Origin of the sequence: Rhodoplanes azumiensis, assembly GCF_042682915.1 — a bacterium.
GTDB lineage: Bacteria > Pseudomonadota > Alphaproteobacteria > Rhizobiales > Xanthobacteraceae > Rhodoplanes > Rhodoplanes azumiensis.
The window spans coordinates 29,744-45,160 of sequence record NZ_JBHUIW010000016.1 but is presented as its reverse complement, the minus strand read 5'-3'; the positions used below and the strand labels follow the sequence as shown (position 1 = coordinate 45,160).

The following is a 15,417-nucleotide window of genomic DNA, read 5'->3' as shown; positions in this document are numbered from 1 at the left end:
GATTTAGCGCACAGATTGCGACAAACTCATTTTCCTGTTTCCCATCCCGGGCGGCCTGGATATCTTTTTTCAAGAGATTCGTTGAAGCGCTCCAGAAGAGGCGCCAAAAGCGGCGGCGTACGTCCTCATGGCCACGGACGAATTCGGTGCGAAGGGGCCTAGCGCGAGCTACGGCGTGAACGAGGCGATCGGCGACTTCGTCGACGACGCGACGGCTGCGGTCGTGGAGATCAGCGGCGTCATCAAGTGGTTCGACGTCGCCAAGGGATACGGCTTCATCGTTCCGGACAACGGCTTGCCCGATGTCCTCCTTCACGTCACCTGCCTGCGGCGCGACGGTTTCCAGACCGCCTACGAGGGCGCCCGTGTGGTGTGCGAGGCGCTGGCCCGGCCGAAGGGCTTCCAGGCGTTCCGCATCGTCTCGATGGACGAAACCACGGCCGTTCACCCGGCCCAGATGCCGCCACCCCGCACCCACGTCACGGTGACGCCGACCAGCGGGCTCGAGCGGGCCGTGGTGAAGTGGTTCAACCGGCTGCGCGGCTTCGGCTTCCTGACGCGCGGCGAGGGCACGCCGGACATCTTCGTCCACATGGAGACGCTGCGGCGGTACGGTCTCACCGAACTGCGGCCCGGCCAGACCGTCCTGGTGCGGTTCGGCCCCGGACCGAAGGGCCTGATGGCCGCCGAGGTGCGGCCCGACGGCGGCACCCACGCGCTCGCTTCCCACTGATCTCGCCGCCGCTGCCGCTTCCGATCGAGCCGCTTCACAGGCCTGCCCTGGGCCCTGATTTCGGATGGCGCGTTCCTCCTCCCGCCCATGACACTGGACGCCTGCGGCGGCCGGACCTCGTCTCGCGGTCTCGGTCGCCGAGGCTCTTCAAATCCGCGCCCGATGGGGTAGGGTGACGCGCCGCCCGTGAGCGCGTATGCGCCGGGCCGGCAAAACGGCCCGCGGGAAGCCGTGCGTCCCAGGGCGTTCGCACCAGCATGGCGCCAGTCCGCAAGGTTCCCGCATGACCCGTCGTACCGTCCTGTCCGCCGCGCTCCGGCTCGTCACCGTCGCGGTCCTCGCGATCCTGCTCGGCGCGCCGCTCGGCGTCTCGGGCGCCATCGCCTTCGAGCGGCAGACGCTGGAGATCGCGACCAAGACCGGCGTGCACGTCTTCTCGGTCGAGGTCGCCACGACGGATGCCGAGCGCGCGCAGGGGCTGATGCACCGCAAGGAGCTGCCCGAGGGCACCGGCATGCTGTTCGACTTCAAGCGCGACGAGCCGGTCTCGATGTGGATGAAGAACACCTATGTGCCGCTCGACATGATCTTCATCACGGCGGACGGGCGCATCCATCGCATCGCCGAGAACACGACGCCGATGTCGGAGCGCATCATCCCGTCGGGCGGCCCGGTGCGCGGCGTGCTCGAGGTGGTCGCCGGCACGGCGAAGAAGCTCGGCATCGCGCCGGGTGATCGGATCGGTCACCCGATGTTCACGGGGCGCTGAGCCGCTGGTCGCCCGTCAAGGCGCCAGCACCACCAGGCCGTCGGCGGCCGCGACGCCGTGTCCGGCGGGGCGGACGAACAGGGGGTTGATCTCCGCCTCCTGCAAGCGGTCGCCGAGGGACGTCACCATCACGGAGAACGCCTCGATCGCGGCGACGAGCGCGGCCGTGTCGGCTGCCGGCCGTCCGCGATAGCCGTGCAGCAGTGGCGCGAGCTTCAGCTCGGCGATCATCGCCGCGGCATCGCCGGGCGCCAGCGGCAGCGGCCGCAGCGTCGTGTCCTTCAGCAGCTCGGCCGTGACGCCGCCGACGCCGAGCAGCACGGCGGGGCCGAGCTGCGGATCGCGGGACAGGCCGAGAATCATCTCGATGCCGTCGGTGACGCACTCCTGCACCAGGAAGCCGTCGAGCGCGCCTGCCGCCCATTCCGAAACGCGCGCCGCCATGGCGCGGCAACAGTCGGCGACCGCCGCGGGCGCGACGCCGACCGCGACGCCGCCCAGCTCGCTCTTGTGCGCGATGCTGCGTGACAGAATCTTGACGACCACGGGTTCACCCCCGAGGCGCTGCGCTGCCGCCGCGGCGTCCTCGGGCGTCGCCGCGACCATCTCGGCGACGGCCGGAATGCCGAAGCGGGCGAACAGCGCCTTGCTGTCGGCCTCGTTCAGTGGGCCGCTCCCCGGAGGCACGGTCGGCTCGCCGGCCGCCCGCAGCGTCGCAGCCGAGCGTTCCGGACAGGCCGCAGGCGGCGCGATCCGCAGGGCGGCGAGCGCCGCGACGCAGCCCTCGGGGCTCGCGAAGGCCGGGACGCCGGCGCGGTTGAGCGCGGCGACGATATGGGGTGCCTCCGGGCTCACATAGGCGAGAATCGGCTTTTCGGTGTTCTCGATCGCCGCGATCAGCGGCTTGGCGACGAGGTCGGGCTGGCCGAGCGCGGACGATCCGACGATGGTGACGATGGCGTCGTAGCCCGGGCTCGCCGAGAGCAGCGCCAGCACGCGGCGGAACAGCTCGGGGCGAAGGCCCGCGAGCGTCACGTCGACGGGATTGCGGTCGAGCGTCGCGTCCGGAATAGCGAGCGCCGTCAGGCCCTCGGCGGTGGCGGGATCAGGATCCGGGAGCGCGAAGCCGGCAAGGCCGGCATTGTCGGCGATCAGGGTCGCGGCCCCCCCGGTGGTGGTGACGACGGCGAGCCGGGCGCCGCCGAGCCGGCGGCCGGTGGCGAGCGCGGCCGGGATGTCGAGCAGGTCCGAGAAGGCGTTCGCTCGCACGATGCCGAGCTGGCGAAACAGCGCGTCGTACAGCCGGTCGGAGCCGGCGAGCGCCCCGGTGTGCGACACGGCCGAGCGGGCGCCCGTCTCCGACCGTCCCACTTTATAGACGACGAGGCGCTTGCCGCGCGCGGCCGCCTTCATGGTGACGGCGCGGAACCGGTCGACGTGGCGCAGCCCCTCGATGTAGAGCGCGATCACGGCGGTCGCGTCGTCGTCGGCCAAGTGATCGATCATGTCGGCGACGTCGAGATCGGCCTCGTTGCCGGTGGCGACCAGCTTGGAGAAGCCGATACCTCGCGCCGCACCGCGCGACAACAATGCGCCCAGGATGCCGCCGCTCTGCGACACCAGCGCGACGCGGCCGGGCACGAAGCCGTCGAGCTCCATGGCGCCGCTCGCCGACAGCATGATCCGCTCGTCGACATTGACGAGACCGATGGTGTTGGGGCCGAGGAGCCGCATGCCGCCGGCCGCCTCGCGCAACGCCTGCTGGCGCCTCCGGCCGTCCTCGCCGGCCTCGCCGAAGCCGCTCGCCAGCACCACGGCGGCGGCCGCGCCGGCGCGTGCGAGCTGCTCGACCGCGGCGACGGCGCGCTCGGCGCCGAGCAGCACGAGGCCGACATCGGGCACCTCCGGCAGCGAGGCGACCTCCGGGTAGCAGCGGCGGCCGCCGATCGTCTCGGTCCGCGGGTTCACCGGATAGATGGCGCCGGCGTAGCCGTGCTTCTCCAGATAGGCGATCGGCCGGCCGGTCAGCTTGGTCGCGTCCGCGGAGGCGCCGATCACGGCGATGCTGCGCGGGCTGAACAGACGATCGAGGCGCGTCACCGCGACGGCTCCTGACGGTCGGTGCCCTCTCGAGCGGTGCTCCTGCGATCGGCTTCCTTTCGTTCGGCTTTCGACAGGAAGGCCTCCACCGACTCGCGGTGCGCCGTCGTCGTGTAGCAGATCGCCTGGGCCTGGCGGCCGAGCGCGAAGACCTGCTCCTCGGGCAGCTCGAAGGTGCGGTCGAGGATCGACTTGGTCAGCGCGAGCGCGACCGGCGAGCCGGCGCCGAGCTCGGCCGCCCAGGCCTGCGCGGTCGCGAGCAGGTCCGTATCGCTCACCAGCCGGTCGGCGAGCCCGATGCGCAACGCCTCGTCGGCCTTGACGCGGCGCCCCGAGAAGATCAGCTCCTTGGCGCGCGGCAGGCCGACGCGCCGCGGCAGGAAGTAGAGCCCGCCGCCGTCCGGCACCAGGCCGCGGTGGATGAAGCTCATCGCGAACACGGCGCTCTCGCCGGCCACGATGAAATCGCAGCACAGGGCGAGATCGCAGCCGAGCCCGACCGCGGCGCCCGCGACGGCCGCGACGGTCGGCTTGCCCATCTGATGGAGGCTGGCGATGCTGCGATGGGTCTTGCGCTGGCGGCGCCAGCCGTTGAAGGCGATCTCGCCGGCCGGCTCGGCGAGCCGTGTGCGCATGCCCGACACGTCGCCGCCCGCGCAGAAGGCGCCACCCCGGCCGGTGATCACCACGGCCCGCACGGCCTCGTCCTCGGCGACGCGGTCGAGCACCCCGATCAGCTCCGCCCGCATGGCGTCGTGGATGGCGTTGCGGACCTCCGGGCGTGACAGCGTCACGGTGGCGATGCCATTCTCGACCACGAGGTCGACGAACTGACGGACGGGCGTGTCGGTCATCACTGGCGCTCCGTGCGGATGTTGGCGGCCTCGACGAGGCGCTTCCAACGCTCCGCCTCGGCCCTCACGTAGCGATCGAGATCGGCCGGTGCGCCGGCCTCGATGGTGAGGCCCTCGATGTCCTTCAGCTTGGCGAAAGCCTCGCTCTCGGCGGCGCGCCGTGCCGCCTGGTTCAGCGCTGCGACGATCTCGGCCGGCGTGCCGGCCGGGGCGTAGAGGCCGTACCAGCTCTCGGCGACATAGCCGGGAACGCCCGCCTCGGCGACGGTCGGCAGATCGGGATACAGCGACGCCCGCGCCGCCGACGTGACCGCGAGCGGCCGCAGCCGGCCGCTCTGGATGTGGGAGGCGACGCTCGCCGCGGTCGTGAACATCACCTGGGTCTGGCCGCCCATCAGATCCGTGATGGCGGGTGCGGCGCCCTGATAGGGCACGTGGGTGAGGTCGACCTGCGCGAGGTTCTTGAACAGCTCGCCGGCGAGATGCGCCGAGGTGCCGTTGCCGAACGAGCCGTAATTGATCTTCCCGGGATCGCGCTTGGCCGCCGCGACCAGATCGGCGACCGAGCGCCAGGGCAGGTCCGGATTGACGACGACGACATTGAACGAGCGCGCGACGAGCGCCACCGGCGCGAACGCCTTGAAGGTGTCGTAGGGCAGCTTCGGGTTGAGGCTCGGATTGACGGCATGTGCGAAGGTCGCCATCAGCAGCGTGTAGCCGTCGGGCGGGCTCGACGCGACCGCGGCGGAGCCCAGGATGGTGCCGGCGCCGGGGCGGTTCTCGACGATGACGCGCTGGCCCATGACCTTGCCCATCTCGTCGGCGAGCCGGCGGGCGATCAGATCGGTGCCGCCGCCGGCCGCGAACGGCACGACGATGCGCACCACGCGATCCGGAAACGCCGCCCGCGCCGGTGCGATGCCGGCGAGCGTGACCGCGAGCGCGCCGAGCAGCGCGGCGCCGAGCATCACCCGCAAGGTTCGGGCGACTGTCGCGGTGGACCGCGGCCGTGGTGTCGCGAGGGAAGGCCGGTCCGACCGATCGGTCACCGGCATGGGGCGGGCTTCGTCGTCCAGGGTGCGCATGGTTCCTCCGCGTGTCCCGGCCTTGTCGGTGTCCCCTGACGGGAACCCGCTGAGTTATGAGTCGCAGCGCGGCCGTGACCCGATGCTAGTCGGTGGCGGCGTTGACACAACGAAGCAAAAGGCTCAGCATCCATAACCAAAAGTTGGGCAAAGCCATGCGCGGCCGTCGTGTTCCTCTCAATCCGCTGCGCACCTTCGAGGTCGCGGCTCGCCATCTCAGCTTCACGGCGGCGGCCGCCGAGCTCGAGGTCACCCAGGTCGCGGTAAGCCGCCAGATCCGGGCACTGGAGGATCATCTGGCGGTGTCGCTGTTCGAGCGCTCGCACCGCACGATCAAGCTCACCGAGAGCGGCCGGCGGCTGTTCCCGACCATCAATCGCGCGCTCGACGAAATCGACGGCGCCGTCGCCGCGGTGAGCATGCGGGGCCAGCGCGACGTCCTCTCCGTCCACACCCACACCACCTTCGGCCAGCGCTGGCTGATCCCGCGGCTGCAACGGTTCCACGATCGCTTCGCCGACATCGAGATCCGCCTCACCGCCTCGGCGCATCCGACCCTCGATGCGCGCGCCGACCAGGTCGTGATCAGGACCGGCACCGGCCGCTTCGAGGGCTGCGAGGCCGAGTTCCTGGCGCCCGTCGAGCTGATGCCGGTCTGCACCGAGGCGCTGACTCGCGGCTGGGCCGACCCCAGCGCGCCCGAGAATCTGGCGCGTCACACGCTGCTGCACTCGCTGGCGCGGCCGAACGACTGGGCGCTGTGGCTCGCCTCGGCCGGCGTCGCCGGGATCGACGCGACCCGCGGGCTCAAGTTCGAGAACTCGGTGCTGGCCTACGAGGCGGCCCTGCAGGGCATCGGGGTCGCGATGGGCGTGCGGGTGCTGGTCGCCCAGCATGTGCGGCTCGGCAGCCTCGTCGCGCCGTTCGATCACGTGCTGCCGCTCGACCTCGGCTATTACCTGCTGCTGCCGCAGGGACGGCGCGCCAGTCGCACCGTGAAGGCGTTTCGCGACTGGCTGCGCGACGAGATTTCCTGCGCGCTGGAGACGAGCTGAGGCGCTGTCCGGCTCATGTGCCCGAACAGGTCGGCTGCTCGCGGTCGCGTGCCGCGCGCATCCCGACCCGGCTCGGGCTCGGCCTCGCGAGGTCGGTGGCGAGGTCGGTGGCGAGGTCGGCGACGCGACCTCGTCGTCCGTCGGTTCGCGCGTCGGCTCAGACCTAATCGGCGCGTGTGGTATCGACCGGCTTGCGGCGGGCGCTCTCGGTCCGCGCCGGCCGGTCCACGGCCGGCCGTCGTCGGCCGTGTCGCTCGCCTTCGACGCGCCGCTCGGTCGCGACGAGGAGCTTCGTCAGCAGCGCGGCGAGCTGGCGCTGCTCGGCGCCCGACAGCGCGTCGAGCAGGCCCTCGACTCCGGCGACGTGATCGGCGATGGCGCGATCGGCGAGCCGCTTGCCGGCGGGCGTGAGACGGATGATGGCGCCGCGCCGGTCGCGTGGGTCGGGCCGCCGCTCGACCAGCCCGAGCGCCTCGACCTTGTCGATCCGGTTGGTGATGGCGCCCGAGGTGAGCAGCGACTCGGCGAGCAGGTCGGTCGGCCGCAATTCGTAAGGCTTGCCCGAGCGCCGCAGCGTCACGATCAGGCTGAACGCCTCCCAGGACAGGCCGAGCGGCGCCAGCCAGTCCTCGGTCCGGCGCTGGAAATGCGCGGCGAGCCGCATGACGCGGCCCTGCACGCCGATCGGCGACGGGTCGAGGTCGGGGCGCTCGCGCCGCCATTCGGTGAGCAGCTTCGCGACGGAGTCGGACACTTCGGTGGTCATCTGGCCTGCGCTCGAACGTTTCGTGCCGATGCTCGAAACATGACGGTCGAAAGATGGTGTGCGACCGCGAAGGTCGCCGCCGTCGTTTGCGGCACTGCGCACGCATAATGAGCTTGACGAGGCGGGCACGCAAATGAAAAGCTCAACGTTAAGATAATCAATGTCGAGCGGTTCGGCGTCTCGTGTCCGCACGCGGCTGCCGCTCTCCTCCGCTCGGCGCCTTCCTGCGAGCCCCCGCGCATGGACATTTTCGTCGAGAATCTGGTGCAGGTGTGGGACGACGGCGGCGACGGCGTGCGCGCGCTCGACGGCATCACGCATCGGTTCCGCTCCGGCACGCTCACCTGCCTGCTGGGTCCGAGCGGTTGCGGCAAGAGCACGCTCGCCCAGATCGTCGGCGGCATCGAGACCGCAACCTCCGGCACGATCCGCATCGTCGATCCGAAGACGCCGGGCGCGGCGCCGGCGAAGCCGGGCCAGTGCTCGGTGATGATGTGGCAGTCGCTGAACCTGTTTCCGTGGCGCAACGTCATCGACAACGTCGCCTTCGGGCCGGAGATGGCGGGCGTGCCGCGCGAGGCGCGCTACGCCCGCGCCCGCGAGCTGATCGCCCTGGTGGGATTGCGGAACTTCGAGGAGAAGGCGTGCAGCCAGCTCTCCGGCGGCATGCGACAGCGGGTCGCGCTCGCCCGCGCCCTCATCATGGACCGGCCGATCCTCCTGATGGACGAGCCTTTCGCGGCGCTCGACGCGCAGACCAAGATCGTCATGCAGGAGGAGCTGACCCGCATCTTCGAGCGGCTGCGCAACACCATCCTGTTCGTCACCCACGCGATCGACGAGGCGATCCTGCTCGGCGACGAGGTGGTGGTGATGACGGCCCGCCCGGGTCGTGTCAAGGAGGTGATCGTGATCGATCTGCCGCGCCCGCGCACCCAGGAGATGGTCGGCACCAAGGCGTTCGGCGCGCTCTACGACCGCATTCTCCACCTGATCCGCGAGGAGGTGTTGAACGCCATGCGTCAGCAGGACGAGGCCCTCGCATGATTCCGAGCGGACGCGCCATGTTCGGCGGCTGGAGCCGCCGCGCCGCCGCCGCCTTCGCGGGACGCGGCGGCATCGCGAGCGGACATGCGAAGAGTGGACGCGCGAGGAGCGGGCGGCCGGCACGACGACGCCGCGACCCGTTTTGGATTCGTGTGCTTCCGACCTTGTCGGTGGTGCTCTTCCTCGCCGTCTGGGAGGCCGCGGTGCGCGCCGGCGAGGTGGCCCCCATCATCCTGCCGGCGCCGTCCAGCATCGCGCGCTATCTGGTCGCCATGATCGCCGACGGCACGTTGCCGTGGAATCTCGCCGTCACCTTCGCGCGCATCATGGCGGGGTTCGTGGTTGCCGGCCTGCTCGGCGTGATGGTCGGCGTGCTGATGGGGATGTCGCGGATCGCCGCCGATGTCCTCGACCCGTGGATCGCGGCGCTCTATCCGCTGCCCAAGATCTCGCTGATCCCGCTCCTGATCATCTGGCTCGGCACCGGCGAAGCCTACATCCTCACCATCAGCGCCGTGACGGCGTTCTTCCCCGTGGTCATCAGTACGTTCGCCGGGATCCGCCAGACCAGCCAGGAGCTCGTCAAGACGGCGCGCGATCTCGGCGCCAGCACGCGACAGATCCAGATGCACGTGGTGATCCCGGCGGCGATCCCGAGCATCTTCTCGGGCCTCCATCTCGGCATGGGAGTCACCATCATCCTGGTGGTCGCGGCCGAGATGATCGGCGGCTCGAACCAGAGCGGCATGGGCTATCTGCTCATCCGCTACGGCCAGGTGATGGAGACCGAGAAGGTGTTCGCCGCCCTGGTCGTCCTCGCCGTGTTCGGCGGCGTCATCATCAAGGCCCAGCAGGCGATCGACCGTCTCGTCGCCCCCTGGGCCGTCGGCAAGCGTTGAGCGAGGCCCGAGGCGACATGGCACGTATCCTCATCGAGAACGGCCTGGTGGTCACGGTCGACGGCGCCCGCAACATGTATCCGGGCGGTGCCGTGGTGGTCGCGGACGGCCGTATCGCCGCGGTCGGCGCGAGCGTCGATCCCGAGCTGCGGCGCGGCGCCGACGAGGTGATCGACGCGACGGGCTGCCTGGTGATGCCGGGGCTGATCAACCTGCATCAGCATCACTGGTACGTGCTGTTCAAGGGGCTCGCGGACGGCCTGCTGCTGGAGGACTGGATCACCGATCTCGTCTTCCCACTGGTGTCGCGGCTCGATGCGCAGGCGATGCGGGTGGCGAGCTGGCAGTGCGGACTGGAGATGCTGGCGACCGGCACGACCTGCTCGCTCAACCATTCCGTCACGGTGACGACGCCCGAGATCGTCGAGGCGATCGTCGCGCCGCAGGCCGCGCTCGGCATCCGCCAGATCTTCGCCAAGGAGCTGCGCTGCCGCAACCCGCGCTTCGCCGCGCATCCGCTGACGCTCGATGAATCGCTCGCCGCCTTCGCCGAGGAGGCGCGGCGCTGGGACGGCGCCCATGGCGGCCTCGTGCGCATGGGCATGGTGATCGAGGCCAACGCCCATTGGACGGCCTCGGGCATGAGCACCGAGGAGCTGATCACCCGCGGCTATCAGCTCGCTCGCGATCTCGACCTGAAGATCTCCAGCCACATCGCCGGCGGCACCTTCTCGCTGGAGAAGGGCTTCCTCAAGCATCTGCGCGACACCGGGCGCACCGACGTGCGCTACCTGATGCAGCTCGGCGTGCTCGACGAGCACTGGATCCTCGCGCACGGCATCCACTGCACCGAGCTCGACCTCGAGCAGATGGCGCATGTCGGGGCGAGCCTTGTCTACACCCCGACCAGCGAGTCGATCCGCGGCGGCGGCATCGGGCCGATCGCCAACGCGGCGCGGCTCGGCATCGTCACGGCGCTCGGCACCGATGGGCCGATGGTCGACTACACGGACGACATGCTCGAGCAGATCAAGGCCTGCGTGCTGTTCCAGCACCAGCGGCACCTCGATCCGACCCGCATCTCGGTCGAGCAGGCGATCGAAATGGCGACCATCGACGCGGCGCGCGCCGCCGGGCTCGACGCCGAGATCGGTTCGCTCGAGGTCGGCAAGCGTGCCGACGTCGCCGTGTTCGACATGCGCCGGCCCCATGTCGGGCCGCTGCTGCGACCGCTCTCCGCTTTCGTGTGCGCCGGCAAGGGCTCGGACGCCAAGGTGGTGCTGGTCGACGGCGAGATCGTCTATCGCGACGGCGCGTTTCCGCGCTGTCCCGATCATCGCGAGGTCTTGCGCGAGGCCGAAGCGATCGGCCGCGCGATCGCCGAACGCGCCGGACTTTCGGCCCGCATGGCCTCGCCCTGGCCCGTTCACGCCGCGCCGGTGAGGCGACATCCTGCGCATGCCTAAGAATTCTCCGCAGCCCCCACGGAAGAAGGACACGGTCATGAAAGCGTCTGGCAGAGTTCTGGCGATCGTCGCCGCGGTGCTGGGTATAGCGGGAACGACGACCGCGTCGCGCGCGGCCGACGTGCTGCGCATCGGGGAGGGGCCCTTCATCACCGGCGGCGGCTTCCTGGTCGCCGACGAGAAGGGCTACTTCAAGAAGCTCGGCATCACGATCGAGAAGCGCATGTTCATCGACGGCCAGCAGGCCGTTCCGGCGCTGATCGCGGGCGAGCTCGACCTCACCTTCATGACCGCGAACGCCAGCCTGTTCAACTCGATCGCCCGCGGCGCGCCGCTCGTCGTCGTGCTCGACCGCGGCAACAACAAGGCGGGCCGGGGCTACACGGTCATCAACGTCAGCAAGCCGATGGCGGAGGCCGGCATCAAGACCGCCGCCGATCTCGGCAAGCTGAAGGGCAAGAAGATCGGCGTCAGCGGCACCGGCAGCATCAACCAGTACGTCTTTTCGCTGGCGCTGCAGAAGGCCGGACTGGATCCGCGCAAGGACGTGACCTGGGTGCTCAACGTGCCGCAGCCCGACCTCATGAAGATGCTCGGCCAGAACCAGGTGGACGCGACCGATCTCGCCTATCAGTTCGGCTTCTTCGCCGAGAAGAACGGCTGGGGTCCGATGATCGCCACGGGGGACAAGATCGACCCCGACGGCCCGATCGGCGTCTACGCGACCCGGCAGGCGCTGATCCGCGAGAAGCGCGACGTGCTGGTGCGCTTCGCCATGGCCTATCTGCAGGGTGCGAAGGAGTTCAACGCCGCCGCCGCGGCGCCCGACCAGCATCCCGAGATCGTCGACATCCTGGCTCGCACCACGGCACTGCAGAAGCCCGAGACCGTCAAGGCGATCGCGCCGTTCTGGTCCTACACCAACGAGGACGGCGTGCCGAACGTGGCCTCGATCATGAAGATGCAGGACTATTGGGCCGATTATTACGACTTCGTCGAGAAGAAGGTGCCGGCCGATCGGCTGTTCGATCTCTCGATCGCCAAGGAGGCCGCGGCGCGGCTGGAGAAGGAGAAGCCTTTCGGGAAGTGAGGTGTCCGTGCGGTGTCATTCCGGGGCGCGGGCATAGCTCGCGAGCCCGGAATCCATATCACCGGTGTCCGTGGCTCACGACAGACAGGGCGTATGGGTTCCGGGCTCGGCGCTGACGCGCCGCCCCGGAACGACCGGGGAGCAATGCGGCACGCGCCTCGTGTGGAGAGGTGAAAGGCGTCCCGCCTGGCAAGAAAATAACAACGAGAGAGGGACCATGCCGTCGCGTGCGATCTTCGAGGCGCAGTTGCGGTCGCGCTTCGGCGACCTTCTTGACGTCGACTATCCGCGCGTCTCGGAGGCCGAGATGGAGCGCCGCGCGGCCGCTGTCGCGGGCATGATGGCGACGCACGGGCTCGATGCCCTGATCGTCGCCGAGGCGATGCGGGCCGGAACCGCGACCGGCTGGATCACCGGCTGGCCGGTCACGGCCGAGGCCGTCACCGTGATCGTACCCGGCGTGCCGCGACGCATGTTCGTCCAGCACTACAACCATCTGCCGCTGGCGCGCCGCATCGCCTGGCACACCGAGGTCGCGTGGGGCGAGGGCAGCGCGATCGGGCGCGCCGCCGAGAGCGTCGCGAGCGCGACCAGCGACGCCGCGATCACGGGCCGCGCCACGGTGGGCGTGATCGGCCGCCTGCCGCCGGGCGAGGCCGAGCGGCTCGCCGGGCGCTTCCGCGTGGTCGACATGAACCGCGCCTATGCGCAGCTCCGCATGATCAAGTCGGACGAGGAGGTGCGATGGCTGTCGCTCGCCGCCGGTCTCACCGATCTCGCCGTGACGGCGTTCGCGGAGCACGCCCGGCCCGGCATCAGCGAGCGCGCGCTGATCGCCCGCGTGCAGGAGAGCTATCTGGCGCTCGGCGGCACCGACTTCATCCACTACGTCCATTCGACCGGCATGGACGCGCCGGACGTCGCGGTGCCGCGGCAGTATCCGTCGGGTCGCGTGCTGCGCACCGGCGACGTGGTGAGCTGCGAGCTGTCGGTCGACTACTGGGGCTGGACGGGCCAGATCCTGCGCACCTTCTTTCTCGGCGTCGAACCGAGCCCGCTCTTTCGCGAGCTCCACGCTGTCGCCGATGCCGCGATGGACGCCGTGCTGGCGCAAGTGAGGCCCGGTGCCCATGCGCGCGATCTCGTGGAAGCGTCGCGCGGGATCGAAGAGGCCGGCTTCACGGTGATCGACGATCTGGTTCACGGCTACGGCGGCGGCTATCTGCCGCCCGTGCTCGGCACCGCGAGCCGCCCCTCCGCCGGCATTCCGGACCTGACGCTCGCCGCCGGGATGGCGCTCGTCGTCCAGCCCAACGTGACGACGCGCGACGGAACGGCCGGCGTGCAGACCGGCCATCTCGTGCTGGTCACCGAAGAGGGCTGGCGCGCGCTCCAGCAGTTTCCGCGCGGGTATCAGGTGCTTTGACCCGGCGCCCGGCGCGTCCGGTCGCGCCCGCATCGACAGCGGCCGCCCCGCCGGCATATGCTGCGCCGCGGTGTGCGGGCGCCTCGCGTCTCGCGCGACGGCTCGTCGAGGGGACGCCTTGAAGACCAGTCAGTTCCGGGTGCCGATGCCGGCGGGGGCGACCCGCACGGAGCGGCTGCGGCTGAAGCTCGAGGAGGAGATCCTCGCCGGCCGGCTGCGTCCCGGCACCCGTCTCGACGAGGAGGGGATCGCGCGCCGCTTCGGCGTCTCCCGCACGCCGGTGCGCGAGGCCTTCAAGGCGCTCGCCTCGGCCGGGCTCGTGGAGATCAGGCCGCACCAGGGCGCCCATGTCGCGGTGCTCACCCTCAAGGACATCGTCGAGATGCTCGAGCTGATGGGGGTCATGGAGGGCGCCTGCGCCGAGCTCGCCGCGCGCCGCCACACCGCCGCCGATCGGGCCGCCGTGCTGGCCGCGCGCGAGGCCTGCGAGGCGGCCCGCACGCCGGCCGACTACTACCTGGCCAATGCCCGGCTCCACGAGGCGATCTACGCGGCCGCCCACAACACCTATCTGGCCGGCCAGACCCTGGCGTTGCGCCACCGGCTCGAGCCCTATCGCCGCCAGGTGACGGCGCTGCCCGGCCTGATCGACACCTCGAACCGTGAGCACCGCGCCGTGGTCGACGCGATCCTGCGGGCCGACGGCGAGGCTGCATCGAGCGCGATGCGGGCGCATGTCGCGACGCTGCGCGACGACATCGCCGCCATGGTCGAGGCGGTGGCCGTTCCGGCCTGACGGCGCACCGCCGCGGTCTCCCGAACCCTGCGCAACATCGCCGCACCGCGCGGCCCAATCCTCGGGCAAGGCGCTTCGACGCGCGTCCCAACTCTTTGACCATGTGAGGGAAAGTCCGACCCGACACAGACGTGCAGCGTGGCGGAAAAAATTGCATGCATCGGCAGAAGTATTCCATACAATAGCCGACAAGACGCTGAAATGTCGCGTCTTCGATCGAAAGGGGGTCTCCGTGAAGCGCTCGATGTCCCGCCGCAGCATGCTGCGTGCCCTGGGGAGTGCCGGGCTCGCCGCCGGCGTGCTGCCGCTCGCCACCCCGGCGATCTCGCAGGGGCTCACCAAGGTGTCCTTCACCACCTCCTGGATCCCCGAGGGGCCGAATCTGTTCGCCTATGTGGCGCGCGACCGCGGCTTCTGGAAGAAGCTCGGCCTCGACGTCAGCGTGGCGCGCGGCTCGGGCTCGGGGGCGGCCGCCCAGGCGGTCGGCGCCGGCACGTTCGACTTCGGCATGGCGGCGACCCCGACCGTGATCGTGCAGGCGGCCAAGAAGCTGCCGATCACCTGCATCGGCCAGATCAACTACGATGCGCTGATGGGGATCGGCGTACTCGCCGGCTCGCCGATCAAGACCCCGAAGGATCTCGAAGGCAAGAAGCTCGGCGCCAGCGTGTCGTCGGGCGAGTATCCGTTCCTGCCGCTCTACGCGGAGAAGTCGGGCGTCGACTTCTCCAAGATCCAGCTCGTCCAGGTCGACGGCAAGGTGCGCGAGCGCTCGCTGGTCGAGAAGCAGGTCGACGCGGTCGCGGCCTTCGCCACCTCCACGGTCCCGTCGCTCGCCTCGATCGGAACCGACGTGCGCTTCATGCTGTTCGCCGCCGCCGGACTGCAGTTCTACGGCCAGTCGCTGATCACCCAGCCGAAGCGCGTCGCCGACGATCCGGCGCTCTGCGCCGCCGTCGTCGAGGGCGCGCTCGAGGCGATCAAGTTCACGATGACCAATTTCGACGAGGCCGTGGACATCTTCCTCAAGGCCAACAGCGAGGTGGCGATGTCCTCCTCGGGCAAGGAGTACACCCGCATCGGGCTGGGCCTCACCACCATCACCAACCTGGTGCCGGAGGTGAAGGAGCACGGCTTCGGCTTCGCCGATCCGGCCAAGGTGAAGACCATGGCGGATCTGGTGGTGAAATACGCGGCCGGCGACGGCGCGGCGGCGCCCGATCTCGACGCGCTGTTCACCAACAGGTTCGTCGGCAAGGTGAAGCTCTCCGCCGCCGAGCTCGCGGCGGCCGAGAAGGCGGCGCAGCCCTACCGGCGCTATCTTGTCTAGG

General features: G+C 70.1%; 14 protein-coding genes. 10 read left to right on the top strand and 4 right to left on the bottom strand.

What is annotated here, in order from left to right; translation table 11 throughout:
* Nucleotides 1–127: 127 nt before the first annotated feature.
* Nucleotides 128–733 carry a cold-shock protein gene (locus ACFSOX_RS14250; protein WP_378478475.1) on the top strand — a complete coding sequence of 202 codons (606 nt, stop codon included), beginning with the start codon at nt 128–130 and terminating at the stop codon, nt 731–733.
* A 283-nt stretch (nt 734–1,016) separates the two neighbouring features.
* Nucleotides 1,017–1,502 (top strand): DUF192 domain-containing protein, encoded by a 486-nt coding sequence (locus ACFSOX_RS14245; RefSeq protein ID WP_378478474.1) that lies wholly within the window; start codon nt 1,017–1,019, stop codon nt 1,500–1,502.
* Nucleotides 1,503–1,517: 15 nt separating this feature from the next.
* On the opposite strand, the gene ACFSOX_RS14240 is transcribed toward ACFSOX_RS14245, so the two are convergent.
* Genes ACFSOX_RS14240 through ACFSOX_RS14230 form a run of 3 tightly spaced genes read right to left on the bottom strand, consistent with a single transcriptional unit; the run spans nt 1,518 to nt 5,424 of the window.
* Nucleotides 1,518–3,602, bottom strand: a complete 2,085-nt coding sequence (locus ACFSOX_RS14240; RefSeq protein ID WP_378478473.1) for an acetate--CoA ligase family protein — start codon at nt 3,600–3,602, stop codon at nt 1,518–1,520.
* Nucleotides 3,599–4,456 (bottom strand): enoyl-CoA hydratase/isomerase family protein, encoded by an 858-nt coding sequence (locus ACFSOX_RS14235; protein ID WP_378478472.1) that lies wholly within the window; start codon nt 4,454–4,456, stop codon nt 3,599–3,601. The genes ACFSOX_RS14240 and ACFSOX_RS14235 overlap by 4 nt, the downstream gene beginning before the upstream one ends.
* Nucleotides 4,456–5,424 (bottom strand): tripartite tricarboxylate transporter substrate binding protein, encoded by a 969-nt coding sequence (locus ACFSOX_RS14230; protein WP_378478558.1) that lies wholly within the window; start codon nt 5,422–5,424, stop codon nt 4,456–4,458. The genes ACFSOX_RS14235 and ACFSOX_RS14230 overlap by 1 nt, the downstream gene beginning before the upstream one ends.
* 272 nt (nt 5,425–5,696) lie before the next feature.
* Between ACFSOX_RS14230 and ACFSOX_RS14225 the strand changes: the two genes are divergently transcribed.
* Nucleotides 5,697–6,596: a LysR substrate-binding domain-containing protein gene (locus ACFSOX_RS14225; RefSeq protein ID WP_378478471.1), complete on the top strand. Its 900-nt coding sequence runs from the start codon at nt 5,697–5,699 to the stop codon at nt 6,594–6,596.
* Between the two features lie 163 nt (nt 6,597–6,759).
* On the opposite strand, the gene ACFSOX_RS14220 is transcribed toward ACFSOX_RS14225, so the two are convergent.
* Nucleotides 6,760–7,362, bottom strand: coding sequence for a MarR family winged helix-turn-helix transcriptional regulator (locus ACFSOX_RS14220; RefSeq protein ID WP_378478470.1), 603 nt, complete (start codon nt 7,360–7,362; stop codon nt 6,760–6,762).
* A gap of 240 nt (nt 7,363–7,602) precedes the next feature.
* On the opposite strand from ACFSOX_RS14220, the gene ACFSOX_RS14215 reads away from it, so the two are divergent.
* The 7 genes from ACFSOX_RS14215 to ACFSOX_RS14185 all read left to right on the top strand — a co-directional run bounded on the left by ACFSOX_RS14215 (nt 7,603) and on the right by ACFSOX_RS14185 (nt 15,416).
* Complete coding sequence (locus tag ACFSOX_RS14215) at nt 7,603–8,409, top strand: ABC transporter ATP-binding protein (RefSeq protein ID WP_378478469.1); 807 nt, start codon at nt 7,603–7,605, stop codon at nt 8,407–8,409.
* Nucleotides 8,410–8,561: 152 nt separating this feature from the next.
* The gene (locus tag ACFSOX_RS14210; RefSeq protein ID WP_378478468.1) at nt 8,562–9,308 is read left to right on the top strand and encodes an ABC transporter permease; all 747 of its coding nucleotides are present in this window, start codon (nt 8,562–8,564) and stop codon (nt 9,306–9,308) included.
* 17 nt (nt 9,309–9,325) lie between these two features.
* A complete protein-coding gene (locus tag ACFSOX_RS14205; RefSeq protein ID WP_378478467.1) occupies nt 9,326–10,774 on the top strand; it encodes an amidohydrolase family protein in 1,449 nt (482 codons plus the stop codon).
* Between the two features lie 37 nt (nt 10,775–10,811).
* Nucleotides 10,812–11,864, top strand: coding sequence for an ABC transporter substrate-binding protein (locus ACFSOX_RS14200; RefSeq protein ID WP_378478466.1), 1,053 nt, complete (start codon nt 10,812–10,814; stop codon nt 11,862–11,864).
* A gap of 217 nt (nt 11,865–12,081) precedes the next feature.
* A complete protein-coding gene (locus ACFSOX_RS14195; protein ID WP_378478465.1) occupies nt 12,082–13,290 on the top strand; it encodes a M24 family metallopeptidase in 1,209 nt (402 codons plus the stop codon).
* Between the two features lie 118 nt (nt 13,291–13,408).
* Entirely contained in the window at nt 13,409–14,086 is a 678-nt protein-coding gene (locus ACFSOX_RS14190) for a GntR family transcriptional regulator (RefSeq protein ID WP_378478464.1), read from the top strand.
* A gap of 244 nt (nt 14,087–14,330) precedes the next feature.
* Nucleotides 14,331–15,416 (top strand): ABC transporter substrate-binding protein, encoded by a 1,086-nt coding sequence (locus ACFSOX_RS14185; RefSeq protein ID WP_378478463.1) that lies wholly within the window; start codon nt 14,331–14,333, stop codon nt 15,414–15,416.
* The last annotated feature ends 1 nt before the right edge of the window (nt 15,417 follow it).